This window comes from Bradyrhizobium sp. cf659 (assembly GCF_900113725.1).
Classification (GTDB): domain Bacteria; phylum Pseudomonadota; class Alphaproteobacteria; order Rhizobiales; family Xanthobacteraceae; genus Bradyrhizobium.
Map to the genome: position 1 here is coordinate 592,156 of NZ_FOQJ01000004.1, position 16,612 is coordinate 608,767.

General features: G+C 64.6%; 17 protein-coding genes. 11 read left to right on the plus strand and 6 right to left on the minus strand.

Annotated features, from left to right (window positions below; genetic code table 11):
• Nucleotides 1-126: 126 nt before the first annotated feature.
• The 3 genes from ykgO to BM118_RS21805 all read left to right on the plus strand — a co-directional run bounded on the left by ykgO (nucleotide 127) and on the right by BM118_RS21805 (nucleotide 1,437).
• The gene (gene ykgO, locus BM118_RS21795) at nucleotides 127-252 is read left to right on the plus strand and encodes a type B 50S ribosomal protein L36 (protein ID WP_006611362.1); all 126 of its coding nucleotides are present in this window, start codon (nucleotides 127-129) and stop codon (nucleotides 250-252) included.
• Nucleotides 253-358: 106 nt separating this feature from the next.
• Nucleotides 359-1,015 (plus strand): tetratricopeptide repeat protein, encoded by a 657-nt coding sequence (locus BM118_RS21800; RefSeq protein WP_092187518.1) that lies wholly within the window; start codon nucleotides 359-361, stop codon nucleotides 1,013-1,015.
• Between the two features lie 161 nt (nucleotides 1,016-1,176).
• Complete coding sequence (locus BM118_RS21805; protein WP_177234541.1) at nucleotides 1,177-1,437, plus strand: hypothetical protein; 261 nt, start codon at nucleotides 1,177-1,179, stop codon at nucleotides 1,435-1,437.
• A gap of 13 nt (nucleotides 1,438-1,450) precedes the next feature.
• Here BM118_RS21805 and BM118_RS21810 read toward each other — a convergent pair whose 3' ends face one another.
• Nucleotides 1,451-1,633, minus strand: a complete 183-nt coding sequence (locus BM118_RS21810) for a hypothetical protein (protein ID WP_092187599.1) — start codon at nucleotides 1,631-1,633, stop codon at nucleotides 1,451-1,453.
• Nucleotides 1,634-1,977: 344 nt separating this feature from the next.
• Between BM118_RS21810 and BM118_RS21815 the strand changes: the two genes are divergently transcribed.
• Entirely contained in the window at nucleotides 1,978-2,934 is a 957-nt protein-coding gene (locus tag BM118_RS21815; protein WP_177234542.1) for an alpha/beta fold hydrolase, read from the plus strand.
• Nucleotides 2,935-3,053: 119 nt separating this feature from the next.
• Here the strand turns inward: BM118_RS21815 and cycA are convergent, their stop codons facing one another.
• The gene (gene cycA / locus BM118_RS21820; protein WP_092187520.1) at nucleotides 3,054-3,449 is read right to left on the minus strand and encodes a cytochrome c-550 CycA; all 396 of its coding nucleotides are present in this window, start codon (nucleotides 3,447-3,449) and stop codon (nucleotides 3,054-3,056) included.
• Nucleotides 3,450-3,677: 228 nt separating this feature from the next.
• On the opposite strand from cycA, the gene BM118_RS21825 reads away from it, so the two are divergent.
• Complete coding sequence (locus BM118_RS21825; protein ID WP_092187521.1) at nucleotides 3,678-5,171, plus strand: FAD-linked oxidase C-terminal domain-containing protein; 1,494 nt, start codon at nucleotides 3,678-3,680, stop codon at nucleotides 5,169-5,171.
• Between the two features lie 178 nt (nucleotides 5,172-5,349).
• On the opposite strand, the gene BM118_RS21830 is transcribed toward BM118_RS21825, so the two are convergent.
• Both BM118_RS21830 and BM118_RS41545 read right to left on the minus strand, forming a co-directional pair.
• Nucleotides 5,350-5,685: a putative quinol monooxygenase gene (locus BM118_RS21830; protein ID WP_177234543.1), complete on the minus strand. Its 336-nt coding sequence runs from the start codon at nucleotides 5,683-5,685 to the stop codon at nucleotides 5,350-5,352.
• Nucleotides 5,686-5,768: 83 nt separating this feature from the next.
• Nucleotides 5,769-6,104 (minus strand): hypothetical protein, encoded by a 336-nt coding sequence (locus tag BM118_RS41545; protein WP_177234544.1) that lies wholly within the window; start codon nucleotides 6,102-6,104, stop codon nucleotides 5,769-5,771.
• Here BM118_RS41545 and BM118_RS21835 point away from each other — a divergent pair.
• The 4 genes from BM118_RS21835 (at nucleotide 6,091) to BM118_RS21850 (ending at nucleotide 10,505) form a co-directional block, all read left to right on the plus strand.
• Nucleotides 6,091-7,329 carry an FAD-binding protein gene (locus BM118_RS21835; RefSeq protein WP_092187522.1) on the plus strand — a complete coding sequence of 413 codons (1,239 nt, stop codon included), beginning with the start codon at nucleotides 6,091-6,093 and terminating at the stop codon, nucleotides 7,327-7,329. The two genes, BM118_RS41545 and BM118_RS21835, sit on opposite strands and share 14 nt — an antisense overlap.
• Complete coding sequence (gene glcF / locus BM118_RS21840; RefSeq protein WP_092187523.1) at nucleotides 7,326-8,648, plus strand: glycolate oxidase subunit GlcF; 1,323 nt, start codon at nucleotides 7,326-7,328, stop codon at nucleotides 8,646-8,648. The genes BM118_RS21835 and glcF overlap by 4 nt, the downstream gene beginning before the upstream one ends.
• Before the next feature lie 70 nt (nucleotides 8,649-8,718).
• On the plus strand, nucleotides 8,719-9,084 hold the full coding sequence (locus BM118_RS21845; RefSeq protein ID WP_092187602.1) for a histone: 366 nt from the start codon (nucleotides 8,719-8,721) through the stop codon (nucleotides 9,082-9,084).
• Nucleotides 9,085-9,497: 413 nt separating this feature from the next.
• Nucleotides 9,498-10,505: a TorF family putative porin gene (locus BM118_RS21850; protein WP_177234545.1), complete on the plus strand. Its 1,008-nt coding sequence runs from the start codon at nucleotides 9,498-9,500 to the stop codon at nucleotides 10,503-10,505.
• A gap of 270 nt (nucleotides 10,506-10,775) precedes the next feature.
• On the opposite strand, the gene BM118_RS21855 is transcribed toward BM118_RS21850, so the two are convergent.
• Nucleotides 10,776-12,539 carry an ABC transporter ATP-binding protein/permease gene (locus BM118_RS21855; protein ID WP_092187525.1) on the minus strand — a complete coding sequence of 588 codons (1,764 nt, stop codon included), beginning with the start codon at nucleotides 12,537-12,539 and terminating at the stop codon, nucleotides 10,776-10,778.
• 313 nt (nucleotides 12,540-12,852) lie between these two features.
• On the opposite strand from BM118_RS21855, the gene BM118_RS21860 reads away from it, so the two are divergent.
• Both BM118_RS21860 and BM118_RS21865 read left to right on the plus strand, forming a co-directional pair.
• A complete protein-coding gene (locus tag BM118_RS21860; protein WP_092187526.1) occupies nucleotides 12,853-14,517 on the plus strand; it encodes an L-lactate permease in 1,665 nt (554 codons plus the stop codon).
• 133 nt (nucleotides 14,518-14,650) lie between these two features.
• Entirely contained in the window at nucleotides 14,651-15,049 is a 399-nt protein-coding gene (locus tag BM118_RS21865; RefSeq protein WP_177234546.1) for an META domain-containing protein, read from the plus strand.
• Nucleotides 15,050-15,206: 157 nt separating this feature from the next.
• Here BM118_RS21865 and BM118_RS21870 read toward each other — a convergent pair whose 3' ends face one another.
• Nucleotides 15,207-16,418, minus strand: coding sequence for a hypothetical protein (locus tag BM118_RS21870; protein WP_092187603.1), 1,212 nt, complete (start codon nucleotides 16,416-16,418; stop codon nucleotides 15,207-15,209).
• Nucleotides 16,419-16,612: the final 194 nt, after the last annotated feature.

A 16,612-nucleotide genomic window follows, 5' to 3' on the forward strand; every position in this document is an offset into this window, starting at 1 on the left:
CATGCCTTAAGAACCGCCCCGTCCCGGGCGGTCGGTCCGCCAGCGGGAAAAATCTCATTTTGCCACATTCGCGCGTGCCGAAACGGTAGTGCCGAACACGGCCTTTCGAACGTTCAGGATTCTGCCATGAAGGTCCGTAACTCGCTGAAGTCGCTGCGCGGTCGCCATCGCGCCAACCGCCTGGTCCGCCGCAAGGGCCGGGTCTATGTGATCAACAAGGTGCAGCGCCGCTTCAAGGCTCGCCAGGGCTGATTTCGCCCTGCCGGACGCCCCGCGCGCCCCGCAAGACCACGGTCTCACACGAGTTTGACGCCGCCCCTGCTTTGCAAGGGCGGCTTTGCGCGTCTAGACTTCGGTCATGGCAGTGAGATTCCCGGCAGTGAGATTCCCTTTCGCACGCACCCTGTGTCTGGCCCTTGCTCTGGGAACCGCTGGCCTTGCGCCGGCCGCGGCGCAGCAGGTTGAGCCGCCGCCCCCTCCCGGCAAGCAGAAGAAGCTTCCCGAAGCGCCGGCCAAGCTGCCCAAGGTCGATCGCAGCAAGAATCTCGATTTCCTGTTCGGTGCGCTGAAGGCCGCGCCCGACGATGCCAGCGCCAAGCATGTCGAGGCGCGGATCTGGGCGATCTGGCTCCAGACCCCGAGCGACACCGCCTCGCTGCTGATGGCGCGGGCCAAGACCGCTGTCGACGCGCAGAAGATCGACATCGCGATCAAGCTGCTGGATTCGGTCATCAAGCTGCGGCCCGACTACATCGAGGCCTGGAACCGGCGCGCCACGCTCTACTACATGCAGAACGATTACGGCCGCTCGCTCGCCGACATCCAGCAGGTGCTGATCCGCGAACCCCGCCATTTCGGCGCGCTCGCGGGGCTCGGCATGATCATGCAGGAGGTCGGCGACGAGAAGCGCGCGCTCGAGGCCTATCGCAAGGCGCTCGCCGTCAATCCGCACCTCGAGAAGATCCCCGATCAGGTCAAGGCGCTGACCGAGAAGGTCGAAGGCCGCGACATCTAGAGCACGATCCGGACCCGAAGGGCCGCGCCAGCGCAAAGGGATAGTTTGATCATTTCCCGAGCGATTGCGGCGCACGCAGATTAACCACGATCACACGCGTCGCATCAGCTGGGGTATCGTCCATGCGGCCGCAGGCCTACCTGCATGGCAGGAGCAAAGCCATGAAGCGTTTGATCTTTGCGGGTAGCTTGCTGCTCGCGTCGGGAACGATGAGTCTCGCCGACGGACTGTTCTGGGTGGTCGGCAACCGCGCCACCGGCAAATGCAACATCGTGACCAGCAATCCGGTTATCATCGGCGACATCTGGTTCGGCGATGGTCCCTACAAGTCCAGGGCCGACGCCAACCTTGCCCGCTCGACCATCCGCGCCTGTCCCGCGGTCAATCCCGACGACGAAAAGGACGAGGGCAAGACCGACTAGGTCTGGCCTGCACCTAATGCAGGGCGCTGCCGCCGCGCTCGGCGAGGCCGCGATCGGCCGCTGCGGCGTAAGCCCTGGCGAGCTCCGCCTCGAGATGCTCGTTGATCAGGAGCAGCGCCCGCACGGCACCGCGCAGGTCACCGTTGCAGCTCGCGACGATCTCGTCGATTGCAGTGTCGTTCGATCTCAAGCTCATCGAAAAATCCTCCGGTTCAAACCAGGACAAAACTTGCCGGTCTTTCCCGCATCTCCTGAGGCTGCGAGGAGGATCGGCGCCCACCCGCGCCTAAATGGCGGAACCGACCATGGCGATTATATGGAAGCCGCGATGACGACCGCATGAAGCTGGTTCGAAGCTTGCGCGCCATCAGGAATATCATTGATTCTATTGAGTTTTTCTGACGCTCAATTATGCACATATCCACAGCCCCTCATTTCTGGTGGAAGTGCTGAGGCGCCTGGGGCGAAACTGCCGCGTGCCACGCCCGTAATCACCAGGTGGCTTATTACCAAGTGCCCTGGATCGTCCGGATTCTCTCCATGATCGTGATGACAGTCGTGACGGCGCTGGTTCTGCTGGCGCTGGTCACGCAGGCCGGAATCGTCGCCGTGCAACGCGCCTTTCCACCTCAGGGCCGGATGGTCGCGGTCGATGGCGCGACGCTCCACGTCGTCGACATCGGCCCGCGCGATTCTGGCCCGCCGATCGTGATGCTGCACGGCGCGAGCTCCAATCTCGAAGCGATGCGGCGCCCGCTCGGCGATCTCCTGGCGATGGACCATCGCGTCATCCTGATCGACCGTCCCGGCCATGGCTGGAGCACGCGCGCGCGGCGGCAGGATTCGACGCCGCAGATCCAGGCGCGGATAATCGACGAGGCGCTCGGCAAGCTCGGAATCGATCGCGCGGTCTTCGTCGTGCATTCCTGGAGCGGGGCGCTCGGCGCGCGGCTCGCGCTCGATCATCCGGGCCGCGTCGCCGGCCTCGTGATGCTGGCGCCCGTCACCCATCCCTGGCGCGGCGGCGTCGGCCGCTACAACGAGCTCATCGCAACGCCCGTGATCGGCCCGCTGCTCGCCTACACCATCACGCTGCCGCTCGGGTATGTCGTCGCCGAGTCCGGGGCGCGCAACGTGTTTCTGCCGCAGACCATGCCCGATGGTTTCGTGCAGGACTCCGCGACGCCGCTGCTGCTGCGGCCGCGCGAGTTCATCGCCAATGCCTATGATCTGGTGACGTTGAAGGAAGCTGTCGCCGCGCAAGTCGCGCGCTATGGCGAGATCAAAGCGCCGGTCACCATCATCGCCGGCGAGCCCGACAAGACGGTGAAGACCAACATCCACGCGCGACCGTTCGCCGCGACCGTACAGAATGCGAAGCTGATCGTGCTGCCCGATCTCGGCCACATGGTGCAGAACGCCGTGCCGGATCTGGTGAAGACGGAGATCGAGACGATGATGGGCAGGATCGTCCCGGCGCAGGCGGCCGCCGATTAAAGCGTTTTCGAGCGAAGTGGATACCGGTTCGCGTGAAGAAAACGCGTCAAAACAAGAAGCCAGAGCTTCGGTTCTGATTCAATCAGAACCGAAGCTCTGGCGGCCGCCCCTCGGCGCGCTTACTGCTTGATCTTTCCGTCCTTGTCGAACTGCGAGATGAAGGTCCAGAGATTGTTGATCTCGGTCTCGTTCTTGATGCCGGCGAATGCCATCTTGGTGCCGGGGATCTTGGCCTTCGGATCCTTGATGTACTCCTTGAACGTGGCTTCGTCCCAGGTGATGCCGGAATTCTTGTTCGCGTCCGAATAGTTGTAGTCCGGAGCGCTGCCCGACTTGCGGCCGTTGATGCCGTTGAGCTCGGGGCCGACCTTGTTCTTGGCGCCTTCGCCGATCGCGTGGCAGGCCAGGCATTTGTTGAACGACGTCTTGCCGGCCGCGACATCCTGCGCCATCGCGGCGGGTGCGGTGGCAGTCACGGTGAGGGCAACCAGCGCGGCGAAAGTCAATTTTGTCATAGGATGCTCTTCGTCTCTTCCCGGGTCAGATTGAGGGGCGTGGTTTTGGCAGGTCCGCTGCAAGTGGACAAGCCGCGAAATCTTGACAGGTTTCGTGGTAGCAGACTTGCCCCAGAGAGAACTTGCGCTGCAACAAAGCAATGCGACCTTCGGAGGACCTACCCAAGAGCGGGCAGACATGATTGATTTACCGGAACAAATTCCAATGCCGGACGAGGGTTTCGTAACATGGCCATCATGATGCCCGCGAGCGATCAGGCGGTGCTGGCGCGTCGCAGCGAGATCGTCGCCGCCTTGCGCGCAATCGTGTCAGGCGAAGGTGTGATCGACAGCGCCGCCGAGATGCGGGCCTATGAATCCGACGGGCTGACCGCCTATCGGCAGCCGCCGATGGTCGTGGTGCTGCCCGATACGACCGAGCAGGTCTCGCTCGTCCTGAAATATTGTGCGGCGCAGGGCATCAAGGTGGTGCCGCGCGGCTCCGGCACGTCGCTGTCCGGCGGCGCGCTGCCGCTGGAGGACGGCGTGCTGCTCGGGCTCGGCAAGTTCAAGCGCATCCGCGAGATCGATTTCGACAACCGCGTCGTCGTCACCGAGCCCGGCGTCACCAACCTCGCCATCAGCCAGGCGGTCGCGCATGCCGGCTTCTACTACGCGCCCGATCCGTCCTCGCAGATCGCCTGCTCGATCGGCGGCAATGTCGCGGAAAATTCCGGCGGCGTGCACTGCCTGAAATACGGCATGACCACCAACAACGTGCTGGGCTGCGAGATCGTGCTGATGAGCGGAGAAATCCTGCGGATCGGCGGCAAGTCGGCCGAGAGCGCCGGCTACGACCTGATGGGCGTCATCACCGGCTCCGAAGGCCTGCTCGGCGTCATCACCGAGATCACGGTGCGCATCCTGCAAAAGCCGGAGACGGCGCGCGCGCTGATGGTCGGCTTCGCAGAGGTCGAGGCGGCCGGCGAATGCGTGGCACGGATCATCGGCGCCGGCATCATTCCCGGCGGCATGGAGATGATGGACAAGCCGGCGATCCACGCCGCGGAAGCCTTCGTCCATGCCGGCTATCCGCTCGATGTCGAGGCGCTCCTGATCATCGAGCTCGACGGTCCCAAGATCGAGGTCGACGAGCTGATCACGCGCGTCGAGACGATCGCAAACGCCTGCGGCTCGACCACCTGCCAGATCTCGACCTCGGAGGCCGAGCGCAATCTGTTCTGGGCCGGCCGCAAGGCGGCGTTCCCCGCCGTCGGCCGCATCTCGCCCGACTACCTCTGCATGGACGGCACCATTCCCCGCGGGGCGCTGCCGAAGGCGCTGGCGCGCATCCGCGAGCTCTCGGAAAAATACCAGCTCGGCTGCGCCAACGTGTTCCATGCCGGCGACGGCAATCTGCACCCGCTGATCCTCTACGATGCCAACAAGCCCGGCGAGATTGAGCGGGCCGAAGCCTTCGGCGCCGACATCCTGCGCGCCTGTGTCGAGTTTGGGGGCGTGCTCACCGGCGAGCACGGCGTCGGCATCGAGAAGCGCGACCTGATGCCGGAGATGTTCAGCGAGATCGACCTCAACCAGCAGCAGCGGCTGAAATGCGCCTTCGACGCGCAGGGCCTGCTCAACCCCGGAAAGGTGTTTCCGACCCTGCATCGCTGCGCCGAGCTCGGCCGCATGCATGTGCATGCGGGCAAGCTGGCGTTCCCGGATATTCCGCGGTTCTGAAGGCAGCGATGACGGTGCACCCTCTCCCCTTGCGGGAGAGGGTGGCTCGCCGCAGAGCGGCGAGACGGGTGAGGGGTATCTCTCCGCGCAAACCGCTTGCAGTTGAGTTCGCTGAAGCAACCCCTCATCCGGCGCTTCGCGCCACCTTCTCCCACAAGGGGAGAAGGAAGAAGAGCGCTCACAGCATGCCGTATTGCGCCCGCTCGCGCCTTGCGAGCAGCGGCAGCGCTTGGCCGGCGATGTAGGTCTTGAAGTGTGCGCTCTCCTGGTGCGCCTTGAAGGCCGCCTCGTCGCGGAACAGTTCGTAGAACAGGAACTGGGCCGGATTGTCCCTGGCGCGCGAGATCAGGAACAGCTTGACGCCGTCCTCGCGCTGCGCTTCCGGCAGGAAGCGGTCGAGGATCGCGGCGACCTTGTCGGCCTCGCCCGGTTTCGCTTCCCATTGCGCGACGACGAGCAGGCCGCCGCCGTCGACGGCGTCGCTGAGAGATTTCTGCGTGGCATAGTGGTTCATGGTCCTTCCTCCTTGCTGCTGGGCTTGAGATGACGACGTCCATGGCGAGAGATAGATTGCCAGGACGGCTCCGAAGGCCCGGATCACCGACCTGCGGCTGAACGCTTCGTGGCCGCGCGGCGCCGGCGGCCGCGCATATGTCGATCGCTCCATGTCTGTCTCCATCGGCTGAGCTCGATCGCGATCGGCGCAAGCTTGTAGCGATGGCCTGCCGGCATTGGTTCGCCGGTGATCGAAGTGTCGATGTCGTGAACGCTTCGATATTTGTCGAACCGTTGTTGTCGGATTTCGCGGAGCCGGCCTGACGGATTTTCGTCGCACGCCGCATTGTCGTCGCGCCTGCGGGTGGTCGCCGCGTCACGCTGCATTTGATTTTGGTGACGAATTTCGCTACCGCCTTTTCCCGTGGATACGCTCAAGGTCAGAGACGCCAAAGACGTCGAAGAGGTGGTGCGCGCGGCGATTGCCAATGAGCAGCCGCTCGAGATCATCGGTCATGGCAGCAAGCGCAGCATTGGCCACGCCATGGCGACCAACGCCGTGCTCGACGTCTCCGCGCTGAATGCCGTCACCTCCTACGAGCCCAACGAGCTGATCGTGACGCTTGAGGCCGGTGCGCCGCTGGCCGACGTGCTGTCGCTGATCGATGCCAAGAACCAGCAATTCGCCTTCGAGCCGATGAACACCGCGCCGCTGCTCGGCACGCCTGCGCTCGGCACCATCGGCGGCATGATCGCGGCGGGCCTCGCCGGCCCGCGGCGCATCAGGGCGGGCGGGGCGCGCGATCACCTGCTCGGGGCGCACGCCGTCTCCGGCTTCGGCGACAGCTTCAAGACCGGCGGCAAGGTGGTGAAGAACGTCACCGGCTACGACCTCTGCAAGCTGCTTGCCGGTTCCTGGGGCACGCTGTCGGTGATGACCGAGGTCACGCTGAAGGTGATGCCGAAGCCGGAGGCCGAGCGGACGCTGCTGCTGCGCGGGTTAGATGATGCCGCCGCCAACAAGGCGATGACCGCGGCGCTCGGCTCGCCCTTCGACGTCTCCGGCGCCGCACACCTGCCGAAATCCGCATTCCGGTCGAAGACCGACGAGCTCGGCGACATCGCAGGCCAGGGCGAGGCGCTGACCGTTCTCCGGCTCGAAGGCATTACCGCCTCCGCCGCGCACCGCGCCGGCTCGCTGCGCGAATTGCTGGCGCCGTTCGGAACCGCGACCCTGGTCGAGGACGCAGCGTCGTCGGCGCTGTGGGCCACCATCCGCGACGTCCTGCCGTTCGCGGCCAGCGGCGCGCTGGGGGCCTGGCCGGTCTGGCGGATCGTCTGTCCGCCGGCATCGGGTGCGGCGCTCGGGACGCAGCTGGCGCGCGAGACCGGCGGCGACGTGATCTACGACTGGGGCGGCGGATTGATCTGGGCCGCATTGCCGCCGAAGGGCGATGCCCATGAACCGGCCGTGCGGGCGTGTGCGAATGCGGTCGGCGGGCACGCCATGCTGATCCGGGCGGCCGAGGATGTCAGGCGCGACGTCGATGTGTTCCATCCGCAGGCGCCCGGCATCGCGGCCCTGAGCGAGCGGGTGCGGGCCAGTTTCGATCCGAAAGCCATTCTCAACCGGGGACGTTTGAGGCGGGGCGCTGCGGCATGAAGACCGAATTCTCACTGGCGCAGCTCGCCGATCCCGATATCGCGGAAGCCGACAAGATCCTGCGCGCCTGCGTCCATTGCGGCTTCTGCACTGCAACCTGTCCGACCTATGTGCTGCTCGGCGACGAGCTCGATAGCCCGCGCGGCCGCATCTATCTGATCAAGGAGATGCTGGAGAAGGACCAGGCGCCGACGGCAGAGGTGGTCAAGCATATCGACCGTTGCCTGTCGTGCCTGGCCTGCATGACGACCTGCCCCTCCGGCGTGAACTACATGCACCTCGTCGACCAGGCCCGGGTCAGGATCGAGCAGCGCTACCAGCGGCCGCTCACCGAGCGGCTGCTCCGCCAGGTATTGGCCTTCGTCCTGCCGGACCCGCAGCGCTTCCGCGCCAGCATGTGGCTGGCGCGGCTGGCCCGTCCGCTGGCCGTATTCCTGCCGACGCCGCGGCCCTCGGCCACGCCCGGACTGATCCAGCGCCTCAAGGCGATGCTGGCGCTGGCCCCGAACCGGCTGCCGTCGCCCGGCCCCCTCCCGGGCAGCGTGTTCGCGGCGCTCGGCAAGAAGCGCGGCCGGGTCGCGCTGCTCCAGGGCTGCGCCCAGCAGGTGCTGGCGCCGCGCATCAACCAGGCTGCCATCAGTCTTCTCACCCGCCACGGCATCGAGGTCGTCCTGGTCAGGGACGAGCAATGCTGCGGCGCGCTGACTCATCACCTTGGCAACGACCACGATGCGCTGGCGCGGGCTCGCGCCAATATCGCGGCATGGTGCGCGGAAGCGGCCGGCGAGGGGCTCGACGCCATCCTGGTGACGGCGTCAGGCTGCGGCACGGTGATCAAGGACTACGGCTATCTGCTGCGCGAGGACGCTGCTTTCGCGGCCGATGCGGCGAAGGTGTCCGCGCTTGCCAAGGACATCACCGAATACGTTGCCGGCCTCGGTCTTCCGACCACTGCGATAGGCGACAACATCGTCGTCGCCTATCACTCCGCGTGTTCGTTGCAGCACGGACAGAAAATCACGGGCCTTCCGAAAGAATTGCTTTCCAAGAATGGATTCGTGGTGAAAGATGTGCCCGAGAGCCATTTGTGTTGCGGTTCGGCGGGGACCTACAACATTCTCCAACCCGAGCTTGCGGGCAGGTTGCGCGATCGCAAGGTCGCCAACATCGCGAGCGTCAAGCCGGACATGATTGCCGCGGGCAATATCGGCTGCATGGTGCAGATTGCCAGTGGCACGTCAGTTCCGGTCGTACACACGATTGAGCTTCTCGATTGGGCTACGGGCGGGTCGCGGCCGGCATTGAACGCGTCGAGCTGAGCTTTCGTCCGAAGGTGACGGCGGAAAGACGCCCGATCGACCATTGTTCGGCGGCAACAGGAGGACCACGATGGCGAAAGCGAAGAAGAAGAAAAGCAAGAAGGCCAAAAAGGCCAAGAAGGCTGTAGCGGCGAAGAAGACCGCGAAGAAGGCGACGAAGAAGAAGGCAGCCAAGAAGTCCGCGAAGAAATCTGCCAAGAAGGCCGCCAAGAAGGCCGCGCCGAAGAAGTCGGCCAAGAAGGCTGCAAAGAAAGCTGCACCGAAGAAGGCCGCCAAGAAGGCTGCGAAGAAAGCGGCACCGAAGAAGGCGAAGGCAGCTCCCGCGCCGAAGCCGTCAGCGCCGGTGGCGACTCCGGCTCCCGAGCCTGTCGCCGAGACAAGCTGGGCGATGCCTTCGTCTTCTGCGGAACCGACGCCGGCCGAGGGGCAAGGTTAGGCCCAGGGTCAGGCCAGGGCTGCCTGGGGTCAGGCCGAAGGCCGGCTCCAGTCCAGCGATCATGATCGACAGCAGGAGGGCCGCGGCGGCGACGCTGCGGCCCTTTTGCATCGCGGCTCCAGCGTCGGCCTTGATTCGTGGCGTGTGGAGCACGGTACCGTAACTCTCCGTACTAACCCGGTCCTCCAGTGCCCGTTGGAATGCAAATAATGTGATCGAGAAGCCACACAGGCCGACAACCTTCCGTGGAATCGCCAGAACGCCTAAAAAGTCGGCAGATGCCCGCGTTTTTTGCTTCACGGTTCACATCCCCCGATCCAGATTGCCGCAGTCATGAATTTTTGATGTTGGGTCGTACGCCCCGGGGGGCTTCCGGGAAACCGACTGGGTGAGAACTGGTGATGGGGATCGAAATGAAAAAAGTGGCTTTGTTGGCAACGGCGCTGGCAATGGTGACGACGGGTTCGGCTTTCGCGGCAGACATGGCGGTGAAGGCCAAGAAGGCCCCGCCGGTGGTTGCCTTTGATCCCTGGGATATCGCCTTCGGCGGCGCGATCATGAGCGACTACATCTTCCGCGGCGTCACCCAGTCGAACCACCAGCCTTCGGTCGCCGCCTATTTCGAGCCGCGCTACAACGTCACCAAGGACCTCCAGCTCTACGTCGGCGTGTCCGCGGAGAGCATCTCCTTCGCCAACCGCGCCGCTGCTGAAGTCGATATCTACGGCGGTATCCGCCCGACCTTCGGCGCCTTTGCGTTCGACATCGGCGTCTGGGGCTACCTGTATCCGGGCGGGAGCTGCGCCGACAACGTGCTTACCGGCGGCATTCCCGGCGGCAACGTCTGCGGCGTCAGCACGACCACGATTTTCCTCGCCGACGGCAACGTCATGAAGAAGGACGTCAGCTTCTTCGAAGTCTACGGCAAGGTGAACTACACCATCAACGACAGCTTTACCGTTGGCGCGACCGAGTACTACTCGCCGAACTTCCTGAACTCGGGTGCCTGGGGCAACTACGCTTCGTTGACCGCCAAGTACACGGCGCCCAGCACGGTCTTCGGTCCCTCGGGCGTCGGCATGTACGTGTCGGGTGAGTTCGGCCGTCAGTGGTTCGGCACTTCGGACGCCTTCTACGGCACCGGCGCCGGCACCGTGTTCGCCAACGGCATTCCCTACAAGGACTACAACACCTGGAACATCGGCATCGGCTTCACCTACAAGGTGTTCACGCTGGATCTGCGTTACTCCGACACCGACCTGAACAAGGGTGATTGCAACGCCTTCACCAGCGCGTTCAACGCCACCGGCACCACCAACGTCACCGCGATCAACCCGGGCGGCGCTGGCTCCAACTGGTGCGGCGCGGCCGGCATCGCCAAGCTGTCGTTCGACCTGACGGCGATGACCAACCTGAAGTAAGTTTCTTCCCGAAACGACTTGATGAGGGCGGCAGAGCGATCTGCCGCCCTTTTGCTTTGGGGGAGGAGGTGAGGCGGGCTCGGCCTCGGGAGCACGAAGCTAGCCAGGAGGTCGCAAAGCTGCGCCCGCGCTTCAAATGCAAGCTGGGAGAGCGGCGCTGACGCCTCACACTCCGTCATTGCGAGCGTAGCGAAGCAATCCAGAAATGCATCCGTGGAGGCCGTCTGGATTGCTTCGTCGCAAGGGCTCCTCGCAATGACGAGGCCCGCCTCAGCGCGCCGCGGTCGGCTCCGCCTGGGCCGGCTCGCCGCTCTTGCCGAGGACGTGGATCTTGCCGTCCTTCACCATCGTCACCTTGCGGGTGTGGAAGGCGTCGAGGGTCGAGCGGTGGCCGATCGAGACGATGGTGGCTTGTGGCAGCCTCTCCGTCAGCAGCCGGTACAGCCGGGCCTCGGACGGCTCGTCCAGCGAGGCGGTGGCCTCGTCCAGGAACAGATAGTCCGGCACATGCAGCAGCGCGCGGGCGAGCCCCAGGCGCTGCTGCTCGCCGAGCGACAGCATCCGGTTCCAGTGCCCGTCCTCGTCGAGCCGCTCGGCGAGGTCGGGCAGTCCGACCGCGATCAGCGTGTCGCGGACCCGCGCGGTCTCGAACGCGCCTGGTGCAGCGGGATAGACCACAGCATCGCGCAGCACGCCGACCGGGAAATAGGGGCGCTGCGGCAGCATCATCAGCTTCGCCTTCTCGGGGACGAAGATGGTGCCGGTGCCGAACGGCCAGATGCCGGCGATGGCCCGGAACAGCGTCGACTTGCCGGAGCCGGACGGCCCGGTCACCAGCACGCGCTCCGGCACCTGGACGGAAAAGGCGTCGGCGGCGACCAGCGGCGTGCCGCTGGGCAGGTTCACGCAGAGCTTATCGAGGGCGATGTTGCCGCTGCCGCCGGCGGCCTTGAGGGCGATCGCCGGCTCATGGGCCGGCAGGTTCGCGGCTGAATCGACCGACATCTCGAAGCCATCGAGACGCGCGACGATCGAGCGCCATTCCGCGAGCGATCGGTAAGCCGTGACGAAGAACGACAATGCGCCTTGTACGCTGGAAAAGGCCGATGCGGTCTGCATCATGTCGCCGAGCTGGATCTTCTTGGCGAAGAAGGCCGGCGCCACCAGCACATAGGGAAAGATCACGGCGGCCTGCTGGTAGCTCGCGGTGAACGCGGTGAGGCGCTTGGTCCGGCTCATGATGGCGTACCAGTTGCCGATCACGAAGCCGAAGCGGTCCAGCAGCCGGCCGCGTTCGGCGCCTTCGCCCTTGAGCAGCGCGATCTGCTCGGAATTCTCGCGGACGCGGACGAGGTTGAAGCGGAAGTCGGCTTCATAGCGCTGCTGCTCGAAATTGAGGTTGACCAGCGGAGCGCCGATCCAGTGCGTCAGCGCGGTGCCGAAGATCGCGTAGACCAGCGCGCCCCAGCAAAGATAGCCCGGGATCGCGAGGTCGGTGCCGAACAGGTGCAGCGGCGCGGCGTTGGAGAGACCCCAGAGGATGATCACGAAGGAGAACAGCGTCACGATCGACGACAGCAGGCCGAGTCCGATGGTCAGGGTCTGCTCGACGAAGTTCTTGACGTCCTCGGTGATGCGCTGGTCCGGGTTGTCAGCCGCATCGCCCTTGAGCTGCATGCGGTAATGCGTGGCGCCTTGCAGCCATTCGCCCAGATAGTGCCGGGTCAGCCATTGCCGCCAGCGGATCTGGAGCCATTGGTTCAGGTACAGCTTGTAGACCGCCAGCGCGATATAGATCGAGGCGAGGGCGACGAAAATCCAGATCTGCGTGACGAACGCGTCCCAGTCGCTCGCCTGCAGTGCGCTGTAGAACCGGTTCTGCCACTGGTTCACAAGCACGTCGATCGCGACCAGGGCCAGCTCCATCGCGATCACGGCGCCGAGCAGGCCGCGGCCGGCCCATTTGTCCTCCGATCGAAAATAGGGGGCGGCGATTCGCCAGACGATCGCGAGCGTGGCGCTGATGTTCTTCACAGAGCTCTGTCTCCTGAGGGGATGTGCACAAATGCCTGGAGCCAAATGGCCGAGGCAATGGCCGAAATGGGCGCGCTTAGACTAAAGTCGCAAGTTCTGCAATTTGCGTTGGCTTGTCGCGGCTTGCAACCCTAGCATGGGCCGTAACGGCGCGGGGTGGGGGCCTACGGGACTTCGCGAGCTTGTGAGCGGACGGGAACCGCCACATTCGCGAGGAATTCGCGTCCAGCTCGGGGGTTATCGCTTCCAGCGTCAAGCAGGTTCGGCTGTCCACGCGGGCCGCCTGCCGCAAACATGCGTGGGGAGGAAGACCATGTGGAATCAAATCTATGACCCGCTGCACAGCCCCGTGCTGTCGACGATCGCAGCAGCCGTGCCCGTCATCACGCTGCTGGTCCTGATTGCGAGCGGCCGCGTCCAGGCTCACATCGCGGCCGTCATCGCCGTGATCGTCGCCAACCTGATCACGATCTTCGTTTTCACCATGCCGGCGAACATGTCGATCCGCGCCTCGATCCTCGGTATCGTCACCGGCTTCTTCCCGATCGGCTGGATCGTCCTCAACGTCATCTTCCTCTACCAAGTCACAGTCGGCTGCGGAAAGTTCGAACTCCTGAAGCGCGCCATCGGCGGCGTCACCGAGGACCGGCGGCTGCAATTGTTGCTGATCGCGTTCTCGTTCGGCGCCTTCTTCGAGGGCGCCTCCGGCTTCGGCACGCCGGTCGCGATCACGGGTGCAGTCCTGATCGGGCTCGGCTTCTCGCCGCTCGCGGCCAGCGGCCTGTCGCTGATCGCCAACACCGCGCCGGTCGCCTATGGCGCGCTGGGCACGCCGATCCAGGGCCTTGCCTCGGTCACCGGGCTCGATCCCTACATCCTCGGCGCGATGGTCGGACGGCAATTGCCGTTCTTCTCGCTGATCGTGCCGTTCTGGGTGGTATGGGCGTTCGCGGGCTGGAAGGGCATGAAGGACGTCTGGCCGGCGATCCTCGTCACCGGCGTGTCGTTCGCGATCCCGCAATTCGTGATCTCGAACTTCATCAATCCCTGGATCGTCGACATCGGCGCCTCGCTGATCTCGATGGGGGCGCTGATCCTGTTCCTGAAGGTGTGGCAGCCGAGACAGCTGTGGCTGTCGCCGGAGCTGCGCGGACATGATGCATCGCATGCGACCATGGCGCCGGCAAAGCCGCTCGACAAGACACCGCTGACGCAAAGCGAGCTCTTCAGCGCGCTGCTGCCGTGGATCATCGTCTGCATCGTGATGTTGATCTGGGGCAACGGCGCCTTCAAGACCTGGGCGAACTCGATCTTCACCTGGAACTATCCCGTTCCTGAGCTGCACCAGATGATCAACAAGATGCCGCCGGTCGCGCCAGGCCCGACGAAGGAGAGCGCGGTGTTCAGCTTCACCTACCTGTCCTTCACCGGCACGGGCATGCTGATCGCGGCGATCATCTCCGGCTTCCTGATGGGCGTCGGTCCCGGCAAGCTCGTGACCGAGTACGGCCGCACCATCCGGCTGTGCGCGATCTCGTTGATCACGATCTCGGCGATGCTCGCGATCGGCACGCTGACGCGGCTCTCCGGCGTCGACGCGACGCTCGGTCTCGCCTTTGCCGCAACCGGGGTGCTCTATCCCTTCTTCGGCACGCTGCTTGGCTGGCTCGGCGTGGCGCTGACGGGATCGGACACCGCCTCCAACGTGCTGTTCGGAAACTTGCAGAAGATCACCTCCGAACAGCTCGGCCTGTCGCCGATCCTGATGGGCGCGGCGAACTCCTCCGGCGGCGTGATGGGCAAGATGATCGACGCGCAATCGATCGTCGTCGCTTCCACAGCCACCAACTGGTACGGCCACGAAGGCACCATCCTGCGCTTCGTGTTCTGGCACTCGATCGTGCTGGCCTGCCTCGTCGGTGTGCTGGTGACGTTGCAGGCCTATGTCTGGCCGTTCACGGCGATGGTGCTGAAGTAAACAGGCCCCACTTCGACGCAAATCCCCGCGGGCTCGTCCCCGTGGGGATTTTTGCATCGCGTGTGGGCGAACCTTCTCATTGGCGCCGCCGTCTTATAGAAGGTGCGGCAAATCAGGTCGGTCGAGAGGTTTCATGGTTTTGCTCAGGCAGATGGTGTGCGCGACGGTTGCAATGCTTGCGATGTCCATTGTCGCGCGTGCGGAGGACGGTTTTCCCTTCGGCACCGAGATGACGCTGGAGGCGCTGCCGCAGCCGGGCTCGAAGCGGATTCCGAACATCGAGATCGGCGACAATGGCGAGGTCGTGCTGGAGCTGTGGTGCAAGGCCGGCAAGGGCCAGTTCTCGGTCGCCGGCAACACGGTGATCTTCGTGCCCGGCCAGATCCAGGACCGGTCCTGTCCGCCGGCCAGGGCCCAGGCCGACGACGATCTCGTCGCAGCGCTCGGCAGCGTCGAGACCTGGAAGCGCCAGGGCGACGTGCTGACGCTTCTCGGCCCGAAGCCGCTGCGCTTCCGCGTGAACGGGAATTAGCTTCAGCAAGCGGTACTCTCGTGTCCCGGACAAGGCGTAGCGCGCAAGGCGCTGCGCCGCGGAGCCGGGACCCAGTCTCAATCCGCGATTTCGCTTGCGGTTCTGGGCCCCGGCTCTGCAGCGCCTTCGCGCTGCGTCCGGGGCACGATAGCTCGGCCTATTTCCACACCGACTTGTCGGCGTCCCAGCGCTGGCCCTTCAGCTCCTTGGCGAGCGCCTCGACCGAGCCGTTGTCGTCGGGCTGGTCGCCTTCCTCGTCGGCCGAAGCTTCGTCCGAGAGATTGAGCTTGGCGCCGCTGCTCTCGTCGGCGGTCGTGGTTGCGGGGCTGCCGATCCAGAGCATGAGCTTGTCGGTCGTGCCGGGCTTGTCCGGCGAGACGAGCCCGGCGACCTCGATCGTGTCGGTGAGATCGAGCGCCGGGTAATCCTGGTTCGGCCGCTTGAAGACCAGCTTGAGCTTGCCGGTGGCCGGGTTGAAGCTTTGCGAGACCGGCTTTGCCGCGAGCGTCCGGCTCAGCACGCCCGCCACCGCGGACGCGAGCTTGTCGCGGTTGATCTTGTCGCCGTCGCGCCAGTCGGCCGCGGCGAAGCGGATGGTGCGGTCCATCTCGGTCATGCCCGCGGTCCAGCCCGCCGCGACGACGCCGGGCATCGCCTTGAATTTTGCCAGCAGCGCGCCGGCGCGCTCAGGGTCGACCGACATGTTGATGGTCTGCTCGCCGGCGCGCAACGCGTCGCAGCCGACGCTGAGGCTCGCCAGCGTCACTTCGACCTCCTGGCCCTTCAGGCTCTTCAGGAACTCGGTCGCGGCATCCAGCTTGACCTTGACCGCGATCGCCTCCGGCGAGACGTCGGTGAAATCCTTCGGCTGCGGCGTGATGCCGTCGTCGGAGGTCTGGTTGTCCAGAAACTCCTTCTCGCTGAGATCGGAATTGTCGGGCGAGGTGACCTCGGTCACGGCCTGGCCGATTCCAATCTGGCCGCGGAACTCGAAAGTGTCTCCGGCCTGTTTGCGCAGCAGCTTGACGGTGACGGGCGCCTTCGCGCCGAGGCTCTGCGTCGTGCCGGTCAGCATCTGGCCGGCGACCTGGAGATTGACGACGAAGCGGTCCTTGCGGTCGGAATTCTTCGCGACCGGATAACAGACGTCGAGCACGGCCGCCGTGACCGTCTTGCCCTGGCGCGTCTCCTTCAGGATCACGTCGGCATTGCCGTCCATCAGCCCGTCGATCGAGGTGAAATAGCGCGTCTCAGGTCCGCCCGGCGCCGTGGCCTTCGGCGACAGCTTCATCTGGGCGGATGCGAGCTCCGGTGAAACAGCAAGCAGAGCCGCCACAAGGGCCGTGGAGCAAACCAGAAGCGCGCGCATCGATGAAATCCTCGAGCAATGGAGCATGATCCGGAAAAGTGTGACGCGGTTTTCCGAAAAGATCATGCTCAAACAATAACCTAAAGCGCGATGACGACTCATTTTCCGATCTCATCGCGCTTTAGAATCGGCGCCACCGTAGTGGGTTTTGGCCGTCGGTTGAATCGGAAAGCGTGAACCATGGTCGGCAAAAA

Coding starts and splice junctions, on each gene's coding strand:
- ykgO (WP_006611362.1), top strand. CDS start 127: ATGAAGGTCCGTAACTCGCTGAAGTCGCTGCGCGGTCGCCATCGCGCC.
- BM118_RS21800 (WP_092187518.1), top strand. CDS start 359: ATGGCAGTGAGATTCCCGGCAGTGAGATTCCCTTTCGCACGCACCCTG.
- BM118_RS21805 (WP_177234541.1), top strand. CDS start 1,177: ATGAAGCGTTTGATCTTTGCGGGTAGCTTGCTGCTCGCGTCGGGAACG.
- BM118_RS21810 (WP_092187599.1), bottom strand. CDS start 1,633: ATGAGCTTGAGATCGAACGACACTGCAATCGACGAGATCGTCGCGAGC.
- BM118_RS21815 (WP_177234542.1), top strand. CDS start 1,978: ATGATCGTGATGACAGTCGTGACGGCGCTGGTTCTGCTGGCGCTGGTC.
- cycA (WP_092187520.1), bottom strand. CDS start 3,449: ATGACAAAATTGACTTTCGCCGCGCTGGTTGCCCTCACCGTGACTGCC.
- BM118_RS21825 (WP_092187521.1), top strand. CDS start 3,678: ATGGCCATCATGATGCCCGCGAGCGATCAGGCGGTGCTGGCGCGTCGC.
- BM118_RS21830 (WP_177234543.1), bottom strand. CDS start 5,685: ATGAACCACTATGCCACGCAGAAATCTCTCAGCGACGCCGTCGACGGC.
- glcF (WP_092187523.1), top strand. CDS start 7,326: ATGAAGACCGAATTCTCACTGGCGCAGCTCGCCGATCCCGATATCGCG.
- BM118_RS21845 (WP_092187602.1), top strand. CDS start 8,719: ATGGCGAAAGCGAAGAAGAAGAAAAGCAAGAAGGCCAAAAAGGCCAAG.
- BM118_RS21850 (WP_177234545.1), top strand. CDS start 9,498: ATGAAAAAAGTGGCTTTGTTGGCAACGGCGCTGGCAATGGTGACGACG.
- BM118_RS21860 (WP_092187526.1), top strand. CDS start 12,853: ATGTGGAATCAAATCTATGACCCGCTGCACAGCCCCGTGCTGTCGACG.
- BM118_RS21865 (WP_177234546.1), top strand. CDS start 14,651: ATGGTTTTGCTCAGGCAGATGGTGTGCGCGACGGTTGCAATGCTTGCG.
- BM118_RS21870 (WP_092187603.1), bottom strand. CDS start 16,418: ATGCGCGCGCTTCTGGTTTGCTCCACGGCCCTTGTGGCGGCTCTGCTT.